We start from the raw sequence: 20,822 nt of genomic DNA, 5'->3' as shown, positions 1-20,822 counted from the left end.
CAGCAGCAGTCGCGGCCCTCAGGAAATCCGCAGCCCAGCCTGGTCCAGCAAGACGCAGTCGTCAGCGTCGAAGCCCAGTTCGATCGCTTCGCCTTCGCGCAGCACGCGGCCGTCGATCGGGGCGTTGGCGCGGATGTTCGCCTTGCCGCCTATCTCGACCTCATAGATCGCGCTGCCGCCGAGATAGGAGGCCGACACGATCCGGCCGGGCAATCGGTTGGCGCTCGCTCCACCGACCGACAGTTTCTGCGGCCGCACCACCACGGTGACGGCGCTTCCCTGCGGCAGCGGCCTGGGTGACAGGACATTGATCGTCTGGCCGCCGGCGAGCGTGACAATGGTCGGCCCGTCGGATCGGCTCACCGTGCCTGACAGCATGTTGGCCTTGCCGAGGAAGTCGGCGACGAAGGCGGTGGCCGGCCGCTCATAGACCTCTTCCGGCGTGCCGACCTGCTCGGCCGAGCCGGCATTCATCACCACGATGCGGTCCGACATCGACAGTGCTTCTTCCTGGTCGTGCGTGACGAAGATGGCGGTGATGCCGGTTTCCTTCTGGATCTTCTTGATCTCGACGCGCATCTCCTCGCGCATGTTGGCGTCGAGGGCCGAGAGCGGCTCGTCGAGCAGAAGCACCTGCGGCTCGAAGACGATGGCGCGCGCCAGCGCAATGCGCTGCTGCTGGCCGCCCGACAATTGCGAGGGCAGTTTCTTCTCGCTGCCCGGCAGCCGCACCATCTCGAGCGCCAGGCCGACCTTGCGCTTGATCTCGGGCTTGGCGACGTTGCGGTATTTCAGCCCGAAGGCGACATTGTCGAACACGCTCTTGTGCGGAAACAGCGCATAGCTCTGGAACACCAGCCCGATATTGCGCTTGTAGATCGGCACGTCGTCGACCCGCCGGCCGCCGATCATGATCTGGCCGGCAGAAATATCGACCAACCCGGCGATGGAGCGCAGGATCGTCGTCTTGCCGCAGCCCGAAGGGCCGAGCAGCGTGACGAAGCTGCCCTTGCCGATCGACAGCGAGAAATCGCGTACCGCGACGAACTTGCCGTAGGCGATGTCGATGTTGCGGAACTCGACCGCCGGGCTGCTCGCCCCGGGGCCCGCGCTCGCGCCTTCCGCCCCGGCCGAGGCCGGCCGGGGATTGAGTGTCGTGCCCTGGCTGTCAGGCACCTTTCGAGATCCTGTTCCACTGCTTGGTCCAGGCGTCCTCGTTGGTCGCCCAATAGACCGGATCGGCGAAGGTCAACGCCTTCATCGTGCCGGTCGGATCGAAAGCCGGCAGCTTCGCGATCTTGTCGGTGAGCTTGACCTTGTTCGGGTCGAGCGACGGCGGATAGCTCTGGCCTTCGGCCACCGCGATCGAGGTCGCCGGATCGAGCATGAAGTTGATCAGCTCCTCGCACTCGGCCATCGGCGAGCCTTTCAGGATCAGCATGTCCTCCATCCAGGCATAGGAGCCGGCCGGATCGAGATAGCCGATCGGGTGGCCCTGGTCCTGCAGCGCCGCGACGCGGCCCGACCAGGCGTCGGTCACCACGATCTCGCCCTTGGAGAGCAGGTCCATCAACTCCGCGCCGGAGCTCCAGAACTTCTTGGCGAGATCGCGCGTCTCGCGCACCTTGGCCCAGATCGCGTCCATGTCCTTGAGATTGTTGGGATCTTGTCCGGTGGCGAGAGCCGCGTACCAGACGCGGGTGGTCATGTCGGAATAGCCGCCGACCTTGCCGGCATATTTCTTATCGAGCAGAAGTGCGGCGCCCTTTTCCTTGGCTTCTTCCGGCGAGATCACCTTGGTGTTGTAGGCGATGCCGGTGGTGCCGTAGTCGTAAGGCACGGCCGACAGCTTCGGCGTCAGCTTGCGGAACGGCTCGATCATCGGCTGCAGCACATTCGCCATGTTGGGAATGTTGGCCTCGTTGATCTCCGAGTTCATCCCGGCATTGATATATTTGATGTAGTAGTTGACGCCGGACGAGTGGACGATCTGGAAGTCGCCGGGCTTGGCCGTCTTGATCTTGGTGATGATCTCGTTCTCGTCGCCGAACGTGCCTTGCACCACCTTGATCTTGGTCTTGGTCGTGTAGGGCTGGAAGGCATATTTGTCGATCGCGTCCTGCACCGTTCCGCCCCAGCCGTCGAAGCGCACCTGCTCGACCGCGGCAAGCGCCCGACTCATCCATGGCATGGATAGGCCGGCCGAGGCCGCGGCAGCCGCCGTCAGGCTCAGGAACGCCCGTCGGCTGAGATCGCCGTTGACATAGCGGTCGTGCAGCCGCTCCAGCCGCTTGGTGGTGGTCAGTTTCATCGTGCTTCCTCCTTGGGTTCGCCGCGTCTTCTCAGTTTTGTCAGGCCTTGCATTAGCACCCCGCCGATCAGCGGGATGCCGACGGTCACCACAATCATCACAGTGCCGAGCGCGTTGATCTCCGGGCTGATCGAAATTTTCAGCATCGAAAGGATTTGGGTGGGCATGGTCTCGACACCTGCCGGCCGCCAGAACAGGCTGGCCGACGTGTTGTCGAACGAAATGGTGAAGGCGAGCAGCGCGCCGCCGACGACCGCCGGGATGAGCAGCGGCAGCGTGATCTCGCGGAAGGACGAGAAGCGCGAGGCGCCGAGCGAAAGCGCCGCCTCCTCATAGACGCGCCTTATGCCCACCATGCGCGCCTGCGCGATCAGCACCACATAAGGCACCGCAAGCAGGATGTGGCCGAGCACGAGGAGCAGCATGGTGCGCGGCTGGTCGATCGCCTTGATCAGCACCAGAAGGCCGACGCCGAGAATGGTTTCCGGCACCAGCGCCGGCAGGATCACAAGCGTGCTCAGGGCCTGCTTGCCGCGGAAGTCGAAGCGCGCCAGCGCGAAGGCCGTGACGACACCTATGGCCGTGGTGACGGCCGCCGTCACCAGCGCAATCCACAGCGAGGTGCGGAAGGCCGTCAGCACCGCGTCATTATTCATCAGCTTGGCGTACCATTGCAGCGAAAAGCCGGTCATCGGGAAGCCGCCGAACATCGAGGCGTTGAACGACAGGATGACGGTCGCCGCGATCGGCGCGAACATGAAGATGTAGACGCAAAGCGTGACGAAGCCGGTCAGCCGCCAGGCCCATTTGCCCTCCTTGTTCGGCCGCGCAGCCTTCATCCGCCCAACCCCTTCACGATCTGCGACATGCCCATGTAGCGGGTGTAGATGGCGGCGAAGAAGCCGAGCACGAGGAACAGCACTATCGACAGCGTTGCGCCCATCGGCCAGTTCAATTCGCTCATGATGGTGTCGTAGATCAAATTGCCGAACAGCGCGTCGCGGCCCGAACCGAGCAGCTGCGGCGTCACATAGCTGCCGGCCGCCAGCACGAAGCAGAGCAGCAGGCCCGCCGCGAGACCCGGCAGCGAGAGCGGCAACGTCACCTCGCGGAACGCCTGCGCGCTGGTGCAGCCCATCGAGCGGGCCGCCGAGATAAGCGTGCGGTCGATGCCCTCCAGGCTCACATAGACGTTGAGGATCATGTAGGGCAGCAGGAAGTGCAGCAGCCCGAGGATAACCGCGCCCTCATTGTAGAGCATCGGCAACGGCTCGTTGATGATGCCCATCTTGAGCAGCGCGACGTTGATGACGCCCTGTTCGCCCAGGATGTTGATCCAGGAAAAGGTGCGGATGGTGAAGCTGATCCAGAACGGCACGATGAGCAGGAGCAAGAGCAGCCATTTGTGCCTGAAGCTCGTCGCCCAGATGAAATAGGCGGGGAAATAGCCGAATACGCCGCAGAGCAGGGCGGTGATGGCGCCGACCCTCAACGTCTTCAGCAGGAAGCCGGAATAATAACTGTCGCTGAAGAATTCCTGCCAGTTGGCGGTGGTCAGCGCGCTGGTTTCGACGCCGGCAGTGACGAAGGTGAAGAACGTATAGGCCGCCATCACCGCGATCGGCAGCACCAGGAAGAAGATCAGCAGCAGAAGCACCGGTGCAACGAGCATCCAGGCCAGGCGTGGATCGTACAAGGTCCATCGATTTTTCATGCGCACCCGAAGGTCCGCGCTTTCTTCGAAGCGCTTTTGTTCCCGCGTGAAGATTGTTTCATTGCCGCCGCGATGTCTACAGGCGGTGATTGAGCCAGAGAGATGGAACCGAGGAGGGTAACCCCTTTTGGTATGTCGCCGGGCTACATTGTGGCGTTGTCTGAGCGGTTCTCCAAAAGCTTCGAAGAGCTTGATGCATCCGCATTGGTTGGAGCCTGCCGCTTCGCCAAAAAAGGCAGAATAGCGGCATAGACGTGTCATTTCCTGGAACGAACGGTCACGTTTTCATTCAGGCTGATAACTATTCTGTGTTGCACCGCACCATTTTGTGCCGCAGTCCTTTAGCGTAGGCGAATATACGGTTTAGGGAGTCGGCACGCTTGCGTTTTCCGTTGACCGGCACGGATGTTGCGGCCGCCGGCCCGGGCCATGTCGTCAGCACCAGCGGCTGCGAATGATGCCCGGCGGTCGCGACCTCCAGCTTGACGCGCTCCGGGCTGCTGCCGTCACGCTTGTGCTTTATTCGCATTTCTTCGCGCCCGGCGGCACGTCCTTCCTTGGTCATCTCGGAGTGCGGCTGTTCTTCGTGCTTTCCGGCTTCCTGATCACCAGGCTTTTGCTGGAGGCGCGCGACGCCGACCAATTCGCGGCTGGATCGGCGCTGCGCTCCTTCTATGCCAGGCGCGCGATCCGAATATTCCCGCCCTATTTCGCGGTACTGGCCTTCGTCTGGTTTACCGATCTTGAGCAGGCTGGATCGTCGCTCGTCTGGCACGCGCTCTATCTGTCGAACTTCTGGTACGCGCATCGCAACGACTGGACGCCCTGGCTGCTTTGCCATTTCTGGAGCCTCAGCATCGAGGAGCAGTTCTACATCGCCTGGCCGCTGATCGTGCTCCTGGCGCCGCGCAGGCGCATCGAGGCGATCACCATTGGCCTCATCTGCTTCTCGCTCGCCTACCGCTTCTACTGGCCGATCGCCGCCAGCCCGGCGCTGGCCCGAGACCTGTTGCCGCCGGCCTCGATGGATGCGCTTGCCTGCGGCGCGCTGCTTGCCGTACGTCGCGCCAGGGGCGCCGGCGTGCCGCGTTGGATGCGGTTCGGCTGGCCGGCCTTAGTGGCGCTCTTCCTACTCGTCGTCTTGTCCGATCCGGGGCCGGCGAACTCGACATGGGAATGGCCGCGCTGGCTCCTGGTGCAGGTGCTGCCGCTGGTGCCGTTGGTGGCGATCGTCTCGATGTGCTCGAACGGCCTTCCCGGCACGCTCGGCTGGCTGGCCGAACTGCCTCCGCTGCTTTTCCTCGGCCGCATCAGCTACGGCGTCTATCTCTATCACGCGATCCTCCTCGCTTACACCGTAAAGGCGCAGCCGTGGCTCCCGCTCAACGTCTCGGAGGAGGGGCCGGGCCGCTTCCTGGTCGCGGGCGCCGCCACGCTGATTGTCGCCTCGCTGTCCTGGGTGCTGTTCGAAAAGCCGCTCAACAGCTTCAAGCGCTATTTCCCCTACATCGCGCGGCCACGCGCTCGTGCGCCGAGCGAGACCCGGCGGTTCGGCGCCACATATCCCGGCGCAGAAGCGGCGCTCGATCTGCAGCCGACGGACCGGAGCTGACAATGATACGCCCGCTCATCTCCGTCGTGCTGCCGATCTACAATGCCGAGCTCTATGTCGGCGCTGCAATCCAATCGATCCTGCGGCAGGACTACGACCGGCTCGAAATCATCGCCATCAATGACGGATCGACCGACAGGTCGCTGGAAATCCTGGAGCGCTTCCGCAAGGCGGACGGCCGCGTAGCCATAATCTCGCGCGAGAATCGCGGCCTCGTCGCCAGCCTCAACGAGGGGCTGTCAATCGCCCGGGGCGAGTTGGTGGCGCGGATGGATGCCGACGATTTTGCCTATCCTTGGCGCCTGTCGCGCCAGGCGGCGCTGTTTGCCGCGCGGCCCGAACTCGGCTTCTGCGGCTCGCTTGTCGACACGCTGCTGCACGGCCGCGTCGCACGGGGCAGGGTGGATCCGGTGTTCCGCCTCGGTCTCCTCCCGGTGCTGTCGAAGTTCTTCACGATCTTCATGCACCCGACGGTGGTCTACAACCGCCGGGTCATCGGCGAGGCAGACCTGTATTACGATGGCCGCTACCGGCATGCCGAGGATTTCGATCTCTTCCGGCGGCTGGCCGACCGCTATCCGGCGGCGCTGATGCCGGAAAGCCTGCTCGTCTACCGCCTGCATCCCGGCAGCGTGACCAGCTTGCATACAAGCGAGATGCGGCGCACGCACCTCCGGATTGTCGGCGAAAATCTCGAGCGCGAGGGGCTGGCGGACGAAACGCAGGATCTGCGCGCCATTGGCGACAGTGTTTCGTTCGACACTGTGCGCCGCGCGGCCGCGTTCATCCGCAGCCTGGAGGAGCGGGTCGCCGAGTTGCCGGCCGCATCGCGGCCGAGCTTCGAGGCCGGCGCGCTGAACCTGTTCTATTTCCTCTACCAGCTCGTCAACGACCAGCAGCGGCCGGCGTTGGCGCATGAGTTGCTGACGCTGACGGCGAAGTGGGACGTCATCCGCCGCCGCGAGAAATACGCGCTGCGCGCCGGCGCCTGGGCGCCCTGGCTGAGCCAGGCTTCGATATGGGCTGGCAAACGCGCGGACTGGGTCGCCTATCGCCTCAAATCCGCGCCAGCGGCGTCCGTGCTTGCGCCTTATCGGATGGGGGCGGCATGAACGCCGATCGCCATCCGCTGCTGCAGCATCTACGCTCGCCCCCCGGCCCGAACCAGCGGCCTGAGGTCTCCTTCATCGTCTGCACGCGTGATCGCGCGGCGGTGCTGAAGTCCTGCATCGATTCGATCCGCGCCGCCTGCCGGACGCATCCTGCCTTCGCCGCCGAGCTGGTGGTGGTCGACAATGGCTCGCGCGACGGTACGGCCGACTATCTCTCGCGGATCGCCACGGCGTCCGATATAGCGCTGACGGCTATCTGTGAGCCACGGCCCGGACTGGCGGCGGCGCGCAATGCCGGGATGGCGCGGGCGCGCGGGCGCGTGCTGGTCTTCGTCGACGACGATTGCCGGCTCGACCGCGACTATCTCGTCGACCTCGAGCGGCATTATGCGAGCGGCGAGAAATGGCTGATCCGCGGCGGCCGCGTCGAGATCGGCGACGCCGGGGACCTGCCCTTCACCATCAATCGCTGCGAAAAGCGCAAGCGGCTGACGCGCGCCGTCCATCCGGGCGGCTTCGTGCTCGGCTGCAACATGACCATGCATCGCGATGTTGCCGCTTTGATCGGTCCCTTCGACGAACGCTTCGGCGCCGGCGGAGCGCTGCGCTCGGCCGAGGATACGGATTACCTGGTGCGCGCCATGCTGGCCGGCATGGCGGTGGAGTATGTGCCGGATATGACGATCTTCCACCATCATGGAAGGCGCGACCGCGGGGCGATCGAACGGCTGCACCGCGACTATCATTTCGGCAACGGTGCGCTCTGCCTGAAACATATGCGCCGCGCCCCGTGGCTGCTTCGTCACTTTTACTGGGCAACGCGGGCGGCCACGCGCGAGCTCTTCGGCGGTCCGCGCTTCGACCAGGAGCTCAGCCTGTCGCACTGGCCGATCGTGCTGATGAACCTGGCGGGCGCGGCGAAGTTCATGGCCCTGGTGCTGGCCGGGCGGCCTGACCGGCAGGAGCGGCCCGCCCAGGAAACCACCGAGGCCAGGGCCGAGGCCGGCGCGCGATGATCGAACCCAAAGCCCCTATCTTGTCGATATTGCAGCGCGCGCTCGAACGGCGTCAGCTCGGCCTGATGCCCCTCGTCGTCGTGCTCGGACTTGCAAGTGCCGCGCTCGAAGGGCTCGGCATCGGGCTGATCATCCCGCTGCTTGGCATCATCATGGGCCATGGCGAGACGACCGGCATGGCCGGCCTCTCCGCCCTCCTGCAGAAGGTCGGCGCCGGGCTAGGCGAGCGTGAGCGGCTGATTGCGATTTCGGCCGCGATCCTCGGCTCGATCCTGCTCAAGAACCTCCTCGCCTTCGCCAATTCGGTGCTGACCGCTCATATCTACGGCAAGGCGAGCCAAGCGATACGCGGCGCCCTGGCCGAGCGGCTGCTCAATGTCGGCTATCCCTTCTTTCTCAGGCAAAGCCCGGGCCGCTTGCTCAACATCATCTCCAGCGAATCCTGGCGGGCGTCGGATGCCATCCAGGGTATGCTCAGCGCGATCGTCAGCGCCTCGGCGGCGCTCATCCTGCTCGCCTTTCTGTTGCTGCTCTCGTGGCCGATGACGCTCCTGGTGACGCTGGGGCTGGCGCTGGTGCAAGCGGCGCATATGGCGCTGTCGGCGCATCTCAGGGCACCCAGCCGCAATGTTTCGGCGCGCAACAGCGCCTTGGCCTCGCAAATGCTGCATCTCGTCCATGCTGGCCGGCTGATCCGCATCTTCGGCCAGGAGGCGCGTGAGAAGGCGGCGTTCGAAAAGGCATCCGACGGCGTGCGGCGCGCGGCCTTCCTGCTCTCAAACCGCCAGGGCGCGCTGGGGCCGCTGACCGAAGTTCTGCACGCCATGCTGTTCCTGGCGGTGGTGATCGGCGCCTGGCTTGCGGGCTTGAGTTTCCCGCTGGTCGCCGCCTTCCTCATCCTGCTCTACCGCCTGCAGCCGCATGTCAGAGCCTTGCAGATGACCTGGAGCCAGTTGCAGGGTCTTTCCGGCTCGCTGGAAGAGGTGACCTGGCTGCTCGATCCCGATGGCAAGCCCGCGCCGCCCGAGGGCAGCCGGCAGTTCGTCACCTTAACCAAAAAAATCGCCTTCGAGGGCGTGAGCTTCAGCTATGCCAATGAGGAGCAGCGCGCGGCGGTGCTGCACGCGGCGAGCTTCGACATCGTGAGCGGGCACTCGACGGCGTTGATCGGCCGCTCCGGCGCCGGCAAAACGACGATCGTCAACCTGCTCTGTCGCTTCGTCGAGCCGGATGCAGGCAAGATCCTTGTCGACGGCGCGCCGCTCGGCGAGATCGACCCGGTCGACTGGCGCCGCCACATCGCTCTGGCCAGCCAGGAGCTGGAGCTGGTCGACGGTACGATCCTCGACAACATCACCTATGGCAAGGACACTGCGACGTTCGAGGAGGCCCGCCGCGCTGCCGAGCTTGCCGAGGCGCACAGCTTCATCGAAACGCTACCGCAAGGCTACCAGACGGTGGTCGGCTATCGCGGGGTGAACCTTTCGGCCGGGCAAAGGCAGCGCATCGCGCTCGCCCGCGCTCTTGTACGCGACCCCGACATATTGATCCTCGACGAGGCCACCAACGCGGTGGATGGGCTTTCGGAAGCGGCGATCGTCGAGACGCTGAAGTCGCGCGCCGGCCGCCGCACCACGATCGTCATCAGCCACCACCGCAGCACCATCTCGTTCTGCGACGACCTGGTGATCCTGGAGCATGGTAGAGTGAAGAAACAGGCGCCGTTCACTGAGATGGCGAAGCTTAGTATGGATGAGTTGTATCGGCCGGAGTGAGGAGCCCGAGCACGGGCTCGCCCGCATCTTCTTCGTCATCACTTCCTCCTCCTATGTGCCGAAGCGAGGACGGTTCTGGTGCAAAGCGGCGTTCCGAGGCGGCCGGAAGCGCTGCCCTACCTTTCCCTGAACGCCCGTGCGAACGAGTCCATCATCGGGCGTACCAGATATTCGAAGAAGGTCCGGTTGCCGGTGCTGATGAAAGTGTCGACCGGGGTGCCGGGATAGAGCTGGTCTGCCTTCACGCCGGGGGGCAGGGCATCAGCGATTTTCAGCCTGGCACGGAAATAGGGTTCGTGGGTGGCCTCGTCGATCAACCGGTCGGCAGAGATCTCGCTCACCGTGGCCAGGACTTCCGGCGTCAGGCGCGCGTTGAGCGCCGACAGCCGGAGCTTTGCCTGCTGGCCGACATGCACCTGGTCGATGTCCTTCGGCCGCAGCCTGGCGTCGACCACCAGGCCCGAGGTCGTGGGCAGGATCTCCATGATCTTTTCGCCGGGCGCGACCACGCTGCCTTGCGAATTGTAGGTCGAGGAGACGACGATGCCCGCCGCCGGCGCGGTGATTGTCGTGCGCTTCAGCACCGATTGCGCGGCGCGCATCCGCTCCTCGATGTCGGCGAGGTTGATGCGCACATCGTCGAGCTTCGTCAGCGCTTCCTCGACGCGCTGCGTCGTGGCGCGCTCGGTCTGCGCCTCCGCTTCCACGATCTGCGTGCTGGCCGAGGCGAGGTCCGCCTCGAGCGCGCCGGCTTGGCCGACGAGGTCGGCCTCCGAGCGCAAAAGCTGCGAATATTCCCTGCGGTCGGTAAGGCCCCGGTTCAGAAGGTCGGTCTTGATGCCGAGCTCCTTCTTCACCACCTCGGCCTGCTGCTCGATTGCGGCCTTCTGCGCGTTCAGCCCTTTGACCGACTCGCGATGCATGGCGACGCGCTGCGCCAGGATCGACTGCTCCGACCGGAATCGCGCAAGCCTGGCGTCGAATTCCTTCTGCTGCTCGCGGATGAGGTTTTCGAATTCCTGCTGGAACGGCGCCGGCGCGGGATCGGCGATCGGCGCCAGCGTGGCGAGGCCGTCGCGCTCGGCCTCCAGCCGCGCCGCGCTTGCCTTGAGCGCGATCCATTGTCTTGTCAGCCGGTTGAGATCGGCTTCCGCGGCGGTCCGGTCGAGCAGGATGAGGTCCTGGCCCCCCCGCACGCGGTCGCCTTCATGCACCAGCAACTGCCTGATGATGCCGCCCTCGCGATGCTGGATGAGGATGTTGCCGCTGGTCGCCGCGATCGTGCCTTGCGTGATCACCGCGCCTGCCAGCGGCGCACTCGCCGCCCAATAACCGAAGGCGCCGACCATCAGCGCGATCGCCGCATAGCCGGCGAAGGCCGTGCGCCGGAAGTCGGTGCGCGGGCGGCTTTCGAGGATGAGGCTCTGCGTCATCGTCCAGGACCCGTGGCGATGCCGTGCGAGGCGCGGATGGTCGGCGCGAACGATCCTGTGACCACCGTGTTCCGCTGCTTGCCCGGCTGGCGCAGCACCTCGGCGCTCGGTCCGAACGCCTCGATCGCGCCGCCGCGCAAGACCATCACACGGTCGCAAGCCGTGGCAATCGAGGGGCGATGCGTGATCACGATCGTGGTCACGCCCGCGGCGCGGGCCGCCGCGAGCACCGTTTCCAGTGCCGTCTCTCCGGCGCCGTCGAGATGCGTGCTCGGCTCATCCAGCACCAGGATGCGCGGATTGCCGTAGAAAGCGCGCGCCAGTCCGATCCGCTGCCGTTCGCCGCCCGACAGCGTCCCGGCGATCGTCGTCTGATAGCCGTCACGCAGCGAAAGGATCAGCTCATGCGCCTCAGCGCGCTTTGCCGCCTCCACGATCGCGGCGTCATCGGCCTGCGCGTCGAAGCGGGCGATGTTGTCGGCGATCGAGCCGGGGAAAAGCTCGATCTCCTGCGCCAGATAGCCGATATGCCGGCCGAGCTGGTTTTCGTCCCACGTCCTGAGCTCCGCGCCGTCGATCCTGATCGTACCGCCGCTCGGCTGGGCGGCCCCGACGAGCAGGCGCGCCAGCGTCGACTTTCCGGCACCGCTCGGGCCGACGATCGCCACCGCTTCGCCGGCCTGAATCGCGAAACTCAATCGCTTGAGAATCGGTTCGACGCCAAAGGCGGCATTTGGCGCAATGAAGAAAAGATCCTGCGCCGAAATCGCACCGGTCGGGTCGGGCAAGACGAGCTTGCGCGTCTCTGCCGGTTGCGCCGCGAGCGCGGTCCCCAGCCGCGTCCAGGCACGCCTCGCCTCACCGAGCTGCCGCCAGGAGCCGATCAATTGGTCGAGCGGCTGCAGCGCGCGCGACGACACGAGCGAGGAGGCGAAGATCATGCCGGCCGTCATCTCGCCCTTGAGCACCAGCCAGGCGCCGGTGCCGAGGATCGCCAGCTGGAGCATCATGCGCAGCGCTCTCGAAGCGCCGCTGAAGACGGCGTTGGCGCCGGCCGAACGGTCGTGCAGGACAAGCGCTTCCGCCACATGCCGGCCCCAGGCGCGCGCGGCGTTTTCCACCATGCCCATGGCGCGCAGCGTGTCGGCGTTGCGGGCAAAGACCTGCTCGGCCCGGCTGGCCAAGGCCGAACGCTCCGCCGAGAGCGCATCGTTCCTGCCGATGGCAAGCTGGTTGGCGAAGACCAGCACGACGAGCAGCGCCTCGCCGCCGAGCGTCACCCAGAACAACAGCGGATGGATCAGGTAGAGCAGGGCGAGGAAGACCGGCGCAAAGGGCAGGTCGAACAGCACCGAGACACCGCGCGAGCGGATGAAGGCGCAGACCGAGGCAAGGTCGGTGAGCGGCGACGGCGCATTGCCGGAACCGAACGAAGCGGCGAACGCTCTGGCGCCAAGCCTCTCATTGACCATCGCCGCGACGCGCTGCGTGTAGACGGCTCGGACGGCGTCGAGAAAGCCGAGGAAACCGAGCGCCGCGACCGCGATGACCGACAGATAAACGAGCGTCTCGACGCTGGAGGAGGGCAGCACCCGGTCATAGACCTGGAGCAGGTAGAGCGGGATGACCAGGAGCAGAAGGTTGATGAGCAGCGAGAACAGCCCGACATCGGCGATGGCGCGCAGGAACATCGGCCGCAGGCCGGCCTGCCTGATCGCACCCGGAGCGCTCTCCTGTGACATTGGCTCGACCGCCTAGGCTGTGTGTTCGCCCGTGACGTTCAAATGGCTCTGCTGCAGCTCATCCAGCGTATAGGCGTGGATATAGTCGATCTTCATCTGGGCCGACGTGGCGAGATGGTCGGGCGGCGCGCCGGCTTGTCCGCCGATCGCGAGATCGACCAGCATGTACATCGGCTTGTTCATGTCGGACGGCGTCGCCGCTTGCGCGACCTGCACGCCGTCATAGGTCCAGACCAGCTTGTCCGGGGTCCACAGCAGACCATAGGTATGGAAGCCGGCGGTGTCCATGACGTTCACGGTTGATCCGACCGTGGTGTGCTGGCCCGTCTGGTTGGTGTGCGCGGTCATCAGCAGCGAATTCGGTTTCTGTCCGTACATCTCCATCACGTCCAGCTCCGGCGGCCAGGAGCCGTCTTCCGGCAGCAGCCAGAAGGCCGGCCAGGCGCCGGCGTGTTCCGGCAAGTCGGCCCTCATTTCGAAATAGCCATAGGTCTGCGAGAAGGAGTCATGCGTGGTCAGGATGCCGGAGGTGTATTCGTAATTGTTGATCAGCGGCTTGATGTCGGCCGGCGCCTGCGCCGCGGTAATGGTGAGGACCCCGTCCTGCACGCTGAACGGATGCACCGAGCTGGTCGGGGCGTAATTGGCGTCGATATACCACTGCAGCTCGCCATTGCGCGTTAACGTGCTGCCGTTCGGCGCCCCCCACCAGAAGTTGGTATCCCAGGTGCCGCCCTGGCTGTTGTGCAGGTTCAGCGTGTTGAACTCGTCGCTGAAAGACAGCGTCATGCCGGATTTGTCGATCGGCAACTGGAACTGGTTGGGCTGGAATTTGTCGATCGTGGTGTTCTTGAATTCGAGAATTTCGCCCGATCCGAGGTTCAGCACCACATTGGGCCCCGCCTGGATCATGGCGTTGTGGACGGCGGCGAACGAAGTGAATCCGTAACCATCGAGCCGCACAGCATCGTTCGAGGCGAAATTGACGATCGAGTCGCTGCCGTTGCCCTTCGCGATGATGAAAACATCCGCGCCGCCGCCGCCATCGATCAGCACATCGTTGCCCGCCCCGCCGTCGATCGTCTGGCCGCCCGCCTTGGCGGTGATGATGTTGTCCAGCGCATTGCCGAAGGCATAGTTGTGGGCGTTGGTGACGACGAGGTTCTCGACATTGTCCGGCAGCGTGTAGCTCATCCATGTGTTGATCGTGTCGATGCCCTGTCCGGCGTACTCGACCACCTTGTTGCCCGCCGAATAGAGGTAATAAATGTCGTCGCCTTGGCCGCCATACATGGTGACGTTGACGCCGCTGGAGGCCCAGATTGAGTCGTTGCCGCTGCTGCCGTTGAATGTCGGTCCGGACGTTGCCGAAAACCAATGGTTGGAAGCGCCGCTGTAATAAAGAGGAACGCCTACCGCGTTGACGACGAAACTCATCGGACACTCCTTTCTTGGTGGCGGCTGATTTTCAGGCCAACCTGCAAGCCGGCCTATGGTTCCAAGGATTCGCGTCACAGTACAGATAAAAAATTACCGCTGATCGATAATGATTAGAAATAGACATAACAAGGGGTTTCTAATACAATTTATGCGCGATAATTACACCCCGAATTACTCAATTTTACTCAATATTGCGAGGCTCATGCTGAAATATGGGCAAGATGCCGCGCGTGACCGCCATCGACCAGCGCGGCTGCGCGCGGTGAGCAAGGGCTGAGTCGCCATATGTTCGACGTTGGATATTCGAGCCGGAATCCGATTTCGGTTTGCTCGACAAAAGCGATCGACCGAACGAACAGCGATGGCCAACGACGTCGCACATCGCGTCACATTGCGCCCAGCCAGCCCGCGCCACCGACGATGCCCAACCTGATCGAAGCGCTCACGTCCGCAGCCTCCGCCGCAAGGGTGGCAGGGTAGCCGCGGGCCACAAAATTTGACAGCCTCTGTCGGATCGGCTGAGGGCTGCCCGTCCTTGGGGCTTCGATCAACGAAGAGAGGATATCGAGACATGCCGAGCACCATTCAACTGCACCGCGTCCTGGCGACCAAGCCGGAGAAGGTTTACCGCGCGTTCGTCGAGGCCGATGCACTGGCGAAATGGCTGCCGCCAAACGGTTTTACTTGCACGGTCCACGAGTTCGAGGGCAAGGTGGGCGGCGCCTACAAGATGTCCTTCCGCAACTTCACCACCGGCGACAGCCATTCCTTCGGCGGCGAATTTGTCGAGCTCGTTCCGAGCGAGCGCCTGCGCTACACGGACCGCTTCGACGATCCCAACCTGCCGGGCCAGATAGAGGTGACCGTGATCCTTAAGAAGGTTTCGGTAGGCACCGAGGTCAACATCACCCAGGCCGGCATCCCGGACGCCATCCCCGCCGAGGCCTGCTATCTCGGCTGGCAGGAATCGCTGCGCAACCTGGCCAAGCTCGTCGAGCCCGAGATCAACCAGTAAGGTCGGAGCTATTCCAGGAAAAGTGCGTAGGTTCCGGCGCCTTCGCCGTAACCTTCTGGAATTGCGTCAAGATGAGAGCGGGCGGCGGTCGGTCTTCCGGCCGCCGCCTTACCCAACGTAAGCAAAATTTCACCAAGTGCTGTTAAAAGCCGCTTCCATGGATCGCAACAAGAACAATGACCTGTTTGTCCTGATGGCGGCGCTCGCCGCCATCGCGATCTACAACATTGCCTGCGGCATCAAGACAGGCGAAGTCCGCGGCAAGTTGCATTGGGTCGCTCTGGCGGACGATCCGACACGTTTTTGGAACATCGTGGTCGGCAATTCGATCGTCCTGGTCGCCTCGATAGTCTTTCTGTGGGTTCTCAATTCCCGCAGGCCCGGATGATTTAGGGGCGGCGTCCTCTTTGCCTCACACCGCTCCTTTCACACTGCTCTTGTGATGCCGCCATCGACGCGGATGTTCTGTCCGGTGATGTAGGCGGCTCCGTCCGAGGCCAGGAAGGAGATCGTCGCGGCGATCTCATCCGAAGTGCCGTAGCGCTTCATCGGTACGCTGTCGCGGCGCTCGTTCGTCGCCGGCAAGCTGTCGATCCAGCCCGGCAGCACATTGTTCATGCGGATGTTGTCGGGGGCATAAGTGTCGGCGAAGATCTTGGTGTAGGCGGCAAGCCCGGCGCGCGCCACGGCCGACGTCGGGAACATCGCGCTCGGCTCGAACGTCCACGCGGTCGAGATATTGATGATAACGCCACCCTTCTGCTTCTGCATCACCGGCGTCACCAGCCGGGTCGGGCGCACGGCGTTGAGGAAATAGGTGTCGATGCCCTTGTGCCAGTCCTCGTCGCTGATCTCGATGATCTGCGCACGTGGCCCGTGGCCGGCGCTGTTGACCAGCACGTCGATGCGGCCCCAGCGTTCCACCGCGCCATCGGTAAGGCGCTTCAGATCCTCATTCGACTGGTTGGAGCCGGTGACGCCGAAGCCGCCGAGCTCCTTGCCCAGCGCTTCGCCTTTGCCGGAGGAGGACAGCACGCCGACCTTGAATCCGTCCGCCGCCAGGCGCCTGGCCGCCGCGGCCCCTATGCCGCTGCCGCCCGCCGTCACCAAAGCTACTTTCTCGCCTGCCATATCGCTGTCCATCCCGGATGTTTAGGTTGAAAGCGATCCTGTTAGCATGCGCAGGGCACGGGATGAACCGGATTGGATTGCGCCAAGGCGTCCGCGATTGGCGAAAGCCGCGGAACTGCCAATCTCCCCCCCTCGTGGGCATAAGCGCTAAGATAGGGATTGCGGCGCGGAATCGATTGTGATTCTACGCTGGGGATGACACACGAATCGCTTGTTGATGACGGCTGGGCCGAGACACTTGAGCTTCTCGGCGGCGAAGAGTTGATCGCAGAAAGTGCGCGTGAGACGAAGGCATTCCTGCGCCCGCGCGGCATCAGGTCGGCGAGCGATCTGTTGCGCCTGACGCTGGCTTATTGCCTTGGCAAGGTAGGCATGCGGGGCGTCGTGGCCTGGGCGGCGGCGAGCGGAATCGCCGACATTTCGGACGTGGCCTTGCTCGGCCGGCTGCGCAACGCAGGGCCATGGCTGCAGCAGTTGATCGGGCATCTTTTGCAGCGCGAAGAGAAAGACCTGACCAAGGGCCGGCTGATCCGCATCCTCGATGCGACGTCAGTTGCCAAGGCCGGTGCGCATGAGAAGAAGAACAATGGCCTTTGGCGCATGCACTGCGCCTTCGAGCTTGAGCGCGAGCAGTTCGATTTCCTCGAGATCACCGACCAGAGCGAGGCCGAGCTGATCGACCGCGTGCCGGTGGTGGCGGGCGAGATCCGCATCGGCGACCGCGTCTATCTGCAGGCCGAGCGGATCGCAAAGGTCATAGCGCAAGGCGGCGACGTTGTCGTGCGCGCGTCGTGGAAGAATGCGCGATGGCTCGACGCCAACGGCGAGGCGTTCGATCTCATCGGCCATCTGGAGAGCTGCCGCGAGGAGGTCTTCGAAACGCCTGTCCGGCTGGGCCTCAAGAAAGGTGAGTCGGTGAAGATGCGCCTGATCGCCTTGCGCAAATCCGAGGCCGCGGCACAAGAAGCGCGGCGCAAAATCAACAAGGAAGCCAGGGCCAAGGGCAACAAGGTTCAACCGCAGACGCTGATTGCAGCCGGCTTCGTCATCCTTGTGACCTCGCTGGGTCGGGAGGAGTTTCCCGCCGGCACGGTTCTCCAGCTCTATCGCATGCGCTGGCGCATCGAGCTCGCCTTCAAGCGCCTGAAGAGCCTGATCGGGCTGCGCGCGCCTCCCGCCAAAGACCCAAGGATCGCAAAGCCTTGGATACTTGCCCACTTCCTCATCGCGCTTGTGACCGAACCCCTCTCGCAGTAGTTGGGTGTCTCTCCCCCTTGAGCGACGGGCGACCGCTGTTGTGGCGTGCTACCCGCCAGATCGTCGCCTCCCTGATCGCAGCGATCTTTACCCAGCCACCCCTGGCAGCCCTGCGCCGAAAGCTCCATGCCTTGCGACATCGATGGCGTGAGCCACCGCGAAAACGCAAGTTTCAAGCCATGCCAAAGCTACCTTAGCGCATATGCCCTCGTGGGGGAGATGCCCGGCAGGGCAGAGGGGGGCGCTGTCCCGCCGGCGCATCAGCCGTTATCCACGCCGCCGTGCCTTTTGATCTGGCGAGCGATCCAAGCTCGAACAACGCCTCATTCCTTCGCGCCCCCCTCTGTCCTGCCGGACATCTCCCCCACAAGGGGGGAGATTGGTAGTTCCGCCGTCGCCTCTCTGCCCACCCACGCATGCCTTCTCGCCTCCCAGGCAATCCGCGTCGGCGCGGGGAACGCCGGATCGGCGAAACAGCCCACCGCCACCGCAATGGCGTCCGGCTTGCGCTCCGGCTCCCAGTAAACGCTGGAGCCGCACTCCGGGCAAAAATGGAAGGTGACCGCATGACCGCCGTCGGACAATCGCCTGTAGGTGCTGGCGGTCCCTTCGGCCCTGACCGCCGCGCGGGCGAAGAATCCGGCAATGCCGTAAGTGCTGCCGGTCCGCCTCTGGCAGTCGAGGCAGTGGCACAGCGCGACCAGGCGCGGCTCGCCGTCACAGGAGATCTTCAGTTGCCCGCAGGCACAGGATGCGGTTCGCATGGGCTGCCTCATGGTTGAATGAGTTCCTCGCCGCTATGCGGCGGTCGGCATGCTCAGATTTTCGGGATGAGGTTGGCGCGAGGCGCCGCCGTATTGTTACGCGTTGTAGCCTGGTGATTCAACAGCATCGGTGATCGGCCAGCGCCACTGCAACGCTACAACGACATGTCCGTCGCCCCTCTACGCGGCTATGGGATTATCTCACGGAAGTTACCGCCGCAACGACGGAGGTTTTTCCTGCAGAAAAAAAGCCTGTCGCGGTAAGCGACAGGCTCTCTATTTGGAACTTCAGAGAACTAGAATTTGTAGGCGATGCCGAGGCGAACCTCGTTGGTCTTCAGATCAACATCGGCATTGGCATTTCCAAAGGACTCTGAGCCGAAGTCAGTATAGCGATATTCGCCTCGCAGCAGCAGATTGTCGGTCATGGCATAATCCAAGCCGACGCCTATCGTCCATCCTGTGAATGTTTTATCGGACGAAGTTCCGCCGGGGACATTAGCACTAATGTCGACATCACCAAACGCAACACCGCCCGCAATGTAAGGAAGAAAACGATCAACGGCATATCCTAGACGAAGTCTTGCCGCCCCGCTCCATTTGAGTTCTTCGGTTGCGTCGAAGCCCGTTGGGACACCAGGAGCGGTGAATATTTCGCCGCTGCCATCAACATTTGCATATACGACGTCCAGTTCCGCACCAATCACGATGTTGTTGGACATCTGATAGTTGTAACCGCCGTAAACGCCTCCAAGGAATCCGTCAGGGTCTGTGTCGACAAAGCCCGGTCCGCCGATCTGGTCTATATTGCCTTTACCCCAAGCATAGCCTGCCTGTAGGCCGATATACCCGCCTGTCCAGCTAAAGACCGGCGCAGGTTCTGCAACGATGGCATCGGCAGCAAAGGCCGACGACGCCAGCAGAGACAACGACAAAGCAAGAAGCAGCTTCTTCATAGGTGATCTCCTCGTAACCTACCGTTGTGTAGCAGAGCTCGCCGATACGTGCAGTCGCATTTTTGCCACAGTTCTGCCCGGATTCAAACGGCGGGCGGCGGAACCCGGGGGCGAGGAAAAGCCGCTCAAACCTTGAGGCCATTCATCATCATCCTCGACACTCGCGCGCAGCGGCCGGGCTTCACGTCGCCCGCTTTCAGCGGCACGCCCTTGCCAGCAGCCACTGCCGGCTCGTACCAGCCCCGCAGCGCCTGGTCGGCGGCGCAATAGCCCCAGTTCACCAAATCGACCGTCTCTTCGCTGCCCAGGAAATGCAGCGAGGTGCCGATATCGGCAGGTGCGGTGGCGGCGGTTTGCACGAAGGCCGGCTCGGCCGTGTCGGGCTTGCTGGCGATCGACCAGAAGACGCCGCGCGTCGCTGCATAGCCGGGCCGGGTCGCGTCATTGGCCAGGCCACGATCGTCGGCGTCCTTGGCCGCCTGGAAGCGCGCCACCAGATCCCGGCGCCTGAGCGAGCGCACCTGGTTGTCGGTGGTGTCGAGCACGCGTTTCAACTGCGAGAACCAGTTCCGATAGCCGGCGCTCGAAGCCTGCCAGGGCGCGCCGGCGTCGCTGACCAGCAGCCAGCGGCAGCGTTTCAGCGCCGGCTCGATGCCGTGATTGTCGTAGACGCCGCCATCGGTGAGCACGGCGCGCGAAGGCGGCACCGGCGGGCCGACGCTCGGGTCGAGCTTGTCATTCTTCCACGCGAAGGGCGTGAGCTCGAGCCGCAGCGGCGACAGGAAAGGCGGGAAGGCCGAGGAGGCGGCAATCGCGAGAGCCACCGGCAGGTCGGCCTGGTAGGCGACGCCGATGCGATAGTCGGCGATGTAGCGCCGCGACAGCCGGAACAGCGAGCCGGTGCCGAGATTGCTGGAGCAGAACACGAACCAGGGTTTTTCCGGCAGGCTCTTCAGCATCGGCCTTGAGCCGTCGAACAAATGTCTCTCGTAGCAGGCGGCGACTTCGCGCGCCGCGCCGGAAAACGGGTTGAGCAGGCCCTTGAAGATCGACGGCGCGTCGAGGAAGACTTGCGAGAACTCCAGTATCCTGTCCAGATAGATATCGAAATTGGCGGCGACACCGTTGACGAAGGCGAAACGCGGCCAAAGCACCGCCAGCAGCCCGGCGGCTATCGAGCCGCCCGAGACCGAGCTTACCATGTCGAGTTTCTGGAGCAGCCCGGCCTCGTTGAGGCGGCATAGCGCGCCGGCATGAAACAGCATGGCGCGGTAGCCGCCGCCCGACAGGCAGAGGCCGAGATCATAGCGTTCGGGCGCGCTGCCATCCGCGTCCGGTGGTGATCCAGCCGCAATCGGCTCCATCGCGGCCCCCTTGCCTGTCCGTCCGGCGTCCTTAAGCCTGGCTTTGCGCAATCGAGCCCAGCACCGACATTCTTGCAAGTGGGGGGAACGCGTACCTTCACAGATTGGAAATCGGCCCGCGCCGACGGACGGGGAGATTACCCGAAGCGGTTGGTACGCAGCGCACGGACGGCGCGTAGG

Annotated in this window: 18 protein-coding genes; 7 read left to right on the top strand and 11 right to left on the bottom strand. The window is 63.9% G+C overall.

Features of this window, described 5'->3' with window-relative positions:
- Positions 1-18: 18 nt before the first annotated feature.
- Genes LB523_RS24720 through LB523_RS24705 form a run of 4 tightly spaced genes read right to left on the bottom strand, consistent with a single transcriptional unit; the run spans position 19 to position 4,025 of the window.
- Positions 19-1,176, bottom strand: coding sequence for an ABC transporter ATP-binding protein (locus tag LB523_RS24720; RefSeq protein WP_224607860.1), 1,158 nt, complete (start codon positions 1,174-1,176; stop codon positions 19-21).
- Positions 1,169-2,311: an ABC transporter substrate-binding protein gene (locus tag LB523_RS24715; RefSeq protein ID WP_224607857.1), complete on the bottom strand. Its 1,143-nt coding sequence runs from the start codon at positions 2,309-2,311 to the stop codon at positions 1,169-1,171. Before LB523_RS24715 ends, LB523_RS24720 begins: the two co-directional genes overlap by 8 nt.
- Positions 2,308-3,150, bottom strand: a complete 843-nt coding sequence (locus tag LB523_RS24710) for an ABC transporter permease (protein ID WP_224607854.1) — start codon at positions 3,148-3,150, stop codon at positions 2,308-2,310. The genes LB523_RS24715 and LB523_RS24710 overlap by 4 nt, the downstream gene beginning before the upstream one ends.
- Positions 3,147-4,025 carry an ABC transporter permease gene (locus LB523_RS24705; protein ID WP_224607851.1) on the bottom strand — a complete coding sequence of 293 codons (879 nt, stop codon included), beginning with the start codon at positions 4,023-4,025 and terminating at the stop codon, positions 3,147-3,149. The genes LB523_RS24710 and LB523_RS24705 overlap by 4 nt, the downstream gene beginning before the upstream one ends.
- A gap of 457 nt (positions 4,026-4,482) precedes the next feature.
- On the opposite strand from LB523_RS24705, the gene LB523_RS24700 reads away from it, so the two are divergent.
- Genes LB523_RS24700 through LB523_RS24685 form a run of 4 tightly spaced genes read left to right on the top strand, consistent with a single transcriptional unit; the run spans position 4,483 to position 9,540 of the window.
- On the top strand, positions 4,483-5,637 hold the full coding sequence (locus LB523_RS24700) for an acyltransferase family protein (protein ID WP_224607914.1): 1,155 nt from the start codon (positions 4,483-4,485) through the stop codon (positions 5,635-5,637).
- Positions 5,638-5,639: 2 nt separating this feature from the next.
- Entirely contained in the window at positions 5,640-6,749 is a 1,110-nt protein-coding gene (locus LB523_RS24695) for a glycosyltransferase family 2 protein (protein ID WP_140845402.1), read from the top strand.
- Positions 6,746-7,765 carry a glycosyltransferase family 2 protein gene (locus LB523_RS24690; protein WP_140845403.1) on the top strand — a complete coding sequence of 340 codons (1,020 nt, stop codon included), beginning with the start codon at positions 6,746-6,748 and terminating at the stop codon, positions 7,763-7,765. Before LB523_RS24695 ends, LB523_RS24690 begins: the two co-directional genes overlap by 4 nt.
- Entirely contained in the window at positions 7,762-9,540 is a 1,779-nt protein-coding gene (locus LB523_RS24685; protein ID WP_224607848.1) for an ABC transporter ATP-binding protein, read from the top strand. The genes LB523_RS24690 and LB523_RS24685 overlap by 4 nt, the downstream gene beginning before the upstream one ends.
- A 116-nt stretch (positions 9,541-9,656) precedes the next feature.
- On the opposite strand, the gene LB523_RS24680 is transcribed toward LB523_RS24685, so the two are convergent.
- Genes LB523_RS24680 through LB523_RS24670 form a run of 3 tightly spaced genes read right to left on the bottom strand, consistent with a single transcriptional unit; the run spans position 9,657 to position 14,152 of the window.
- Positions 9,657-10,973, bottom strand: coding sequence for an HlyD family type I secretion periplasmic adaptor subunit (locus LB523_RS24680; protein WP_224607844.1), 1,317 nt, complete (start codon positions 10,971-10,973; stop codon positions 9,657-9,659).
- Entirely contained in the window at positions 10,970-12,715 is a 1,746-nt protein-coding gene (locus LB523_RS24675; RefSeq protein ID WP_224607841.1) for a type I secretion system permease/ATPase, read from the bottom strand. Before LB523_RS24675 ends, LB523_RS24680 begins: the two co-directional genes overlap by 4 nt.
- Positions 12,716-12,727: 12 nt before the next feature.
- Positions 12,728-14,152, bottom strand: a complete 1,425-nt coding sequence (locus LB523_RS24670) for a family 16 glycosylhydrolase (protein WP_224607838.1) — start codon at positions 14,150-14,152, stop codon at positions 12,728-12,730.
- 574 nt (positions 14,153-14,726) lie between these two features.
- On the opposite strand from LB523_RS24670, the gene LB523_RS24665 reads away from it, so the two are divergent.
- Both LB523_RS24665 and LB523_RS24660 read left to right on the top strand, forming a co-directional pair.
- Positions 14,727-15,170, top strand: coding sequence for an SRPBCC family protein (locus LB523_RS24665; RefSeq protein WP_095768273.1), 444 nt, complete (start codon positions 14,727-14,729; stop codon positions 15,168-15,170).
- Between the two features lie 157 nt (positions 15,171-15,327).
- Positions 15,328-15,558: a hypothetical protein gene (locus LB523_RS24660; RefSeq protein WP_095768274.1), complete on the top strand. Its 231-nt coding sequence runs from the start codon at positions 15,328-15,330 to the stop codon at positions 15,556-15,558.
- A 38-nt stretch (positions 15,559-15,596) separates the two neighbouring features.
- Here the strand turns inward: LB523_RS24660 and LB523_RS24655 are convergent, their stop codons facing one another.
- Positions 15,597-16,301, bottom strand: a complete 705-nt coding sequence (locus LB523_RS24655) for an SDR family oxidoreductase (RefSeq protein ID WP_224607835.1) — start codon at positions 16,299-16,301, stop codon at positions 15,597-15,599.
- A 195-nt stretch (positions 16,302-16,496) separates the two neighbouring features.
- Here LB523_RS24655 and LB523_RS24650 point away from each other — a divergent pair, with 195 nt between their 5' ends.
- Complete coding sequence (locus tag LB523_RS24650; RefSeq protein ID WP_224607832.1) at positions 16,497-17,558, top strand: IS4 family transposase; 1,062 nt, start codon at positions 16,497-16,499, stop codon at positions 17,556-17,558.
- 323 nt (positions 17,559-17,881) lie between these two features.
- Here the strand turns inward: LB523_RS24650 and LB523_RS24645 are convergent, their stop codons facing one another.
- The 3 genes from LB523_RS24645 to LB523_RS24635 form a co-directional block, all read right to left on the bottom strand.
- Positions 17,882-18,322, bottom strand: a complete 441-nt coding sequence (locus tag LB523_RS24645; protein WP_224607829.1) for a GFA family protein — start codon at positions 18,320-18,322, stop codon at positions 17,882-17,884.
- A gap of 296 nt (positions 18,323-18,618) precedes the next feature.
- Positions 18,619-19,278 (bottom strand): outer membrane protein, encoded by a 660-nt coding sequence (locus tag LB523_RS24640; protein ID WP_224607825.1) that lies wholly within the window; start codon positions 19,276-19,278, stop codon positions 18,619-18,621.
- A 125-nt stretch (positions 19,279-19,403) separates the two neighbouring features.
- The gene (locus LB523_RS24635; protein ID WP_224607823.1) at positions 19,404-20,642 is read right to left on the bottom strand and encodes a patatin-like phospholipase family protein; all 1,239 of its coding nucleotides are present in this window, start codon (positions 20,640-20,642) and stop codon (positions 19,404-19,406) included.
- Between the last annotated feature and the right edge of the window lie 180 nt (positions 20,643-20,822).

It is taken from the genome of Mesorhizobium sp. ESP-6-4 (assembly GCF_020164735.1).
GTDB lineage: Bacteria > Pseudomonadota > Alphaproteobacteria > Rhizobiales > Rhizobiaceae > Mesorhizobium.
Note: the sequence above shows the minus strand (reverse complement) of the source record. Positions and strands in the feature narration are given on the sequence as shown.

Bases quoted from the DNA above. Each gene is read 5' to 3' on its own strand.
- LB523_RS24655 (WP_224607835.1), bottom strand. From the start codon at position 16,301: ATGGCAGGCGAGAAAGTAGCTTTGGTGACGGCGGGCGGCAGCGGCATA.
- LB523_RS24695 (WP_140845402.1), top strand. From the start codon at position 5,640: ATGATACGCCCGCTCATCTCCGTCGTGCTGCCGATCTACAATGCCGAG.
- LB523_RS24645 (WP_224607829.1), bottom strand. From the start codon at position 18,322: ATGCGAACCGCATCCTGTGCCTGCGGGCAACTGAAGATCTCCTGTGAC.
- LB523_RS24700 (WP_224607914.1), top strand. From the start codon at position 4,483: ATGCCCGGCGGTCGCGACCTCCAGCTTGACGCGCTCCGGGCTGCTGCC.
- LB523_RS24640 (WP_224607825.1), bottom strand. From the start codon at position 19,278: ATGAAGAAGCTGCTTCTTGCTTTGTCGTTGTCTCTGCTGGCGTCGTCG.
- LB523_RS24680 (WP_224607844.1), bottom strand. From the start codon at position 10,973: ATGACGCAGAGCCTCATCCTCGAAAGCCGCCCGCGCACCGACTTCCGG.
- LB523_RS24670 (WP_224607838.1), bottom strand. From the start codon at position 14,152: ATGAGTTTCGTCGTCAACGCGGTAGGCGTTCCTCTTTATTACAGCGGC.
- LB523_RS24665 (WP_095768273.1), top strand. From the start codon at position 14,727: ATGCCGAGCACCATTCAACTGCACCGCGTCCTGGCGACCAAGCCGGAG.
- LB523_RS24710 (WP_224607854.1), bottom strand. From the start codon at position 3,150: ATGAAGGCTGCGCGGCCGAACAAGGAGGGCAAATGGGCCTGGCGGCTG.
- LB523_RS24715 (WP_224607857.1), bottom strand. From the start codon at position 2,311: ATGAAACTGACCACCACCAAGCGGCTGGAGCGGCTGCACGACCGCTAT.
- LB523_RS24690 (WP_140845403.1), top strand. From the start codon at position 6,746: ATGAACGCCGATCGCCATCCGCTGCTGCAGCATCTACGCTCGCCCCCC.
- LB523_RS24705 (WP_224607851.1), bottom strand. From the start codon at position 4,025: ATGAAAAATCGATGGACCTTGTACGATCCACGCCTGGCCTGGATGCTC.
- LB523_RS24660 (WP_095768274.1), top strand. From the start codon at position 15,328: ATGGATCGCAACAAGAACAATGACCTGTTTGTCCTGATGGCGGCGCTC.
- LB523_RS24650 (WP_224607832.1), top strand. From the start codon at position 16,497: ATGACACACGAATCGCTTGTTGATGACGGCTGGGCCGAGACACTTGAG.
- LB523_RS24685 (WP_224607848.1), top strand. From the start codon at position 7,762: ATGATCGAACCCAAAGCCCCTATCTTGTCGATATTGCAGCGCGCGCTC.
- LB523_RS24635 (WP_224607823.1), bottom strand. From the start codon at position 20,642: ATGGAGCCGATTGCGGCTGGATCACCACCGGACGCGGATGGCAGCGCG.
- LB523_RS24675 (WP_224607841.1), bottom strand. From the start codon at position 12,715: ATGTCACAGGAGAGCGCTCCGGGTGCGATCAGGCAGGCCGGCCTGCGG.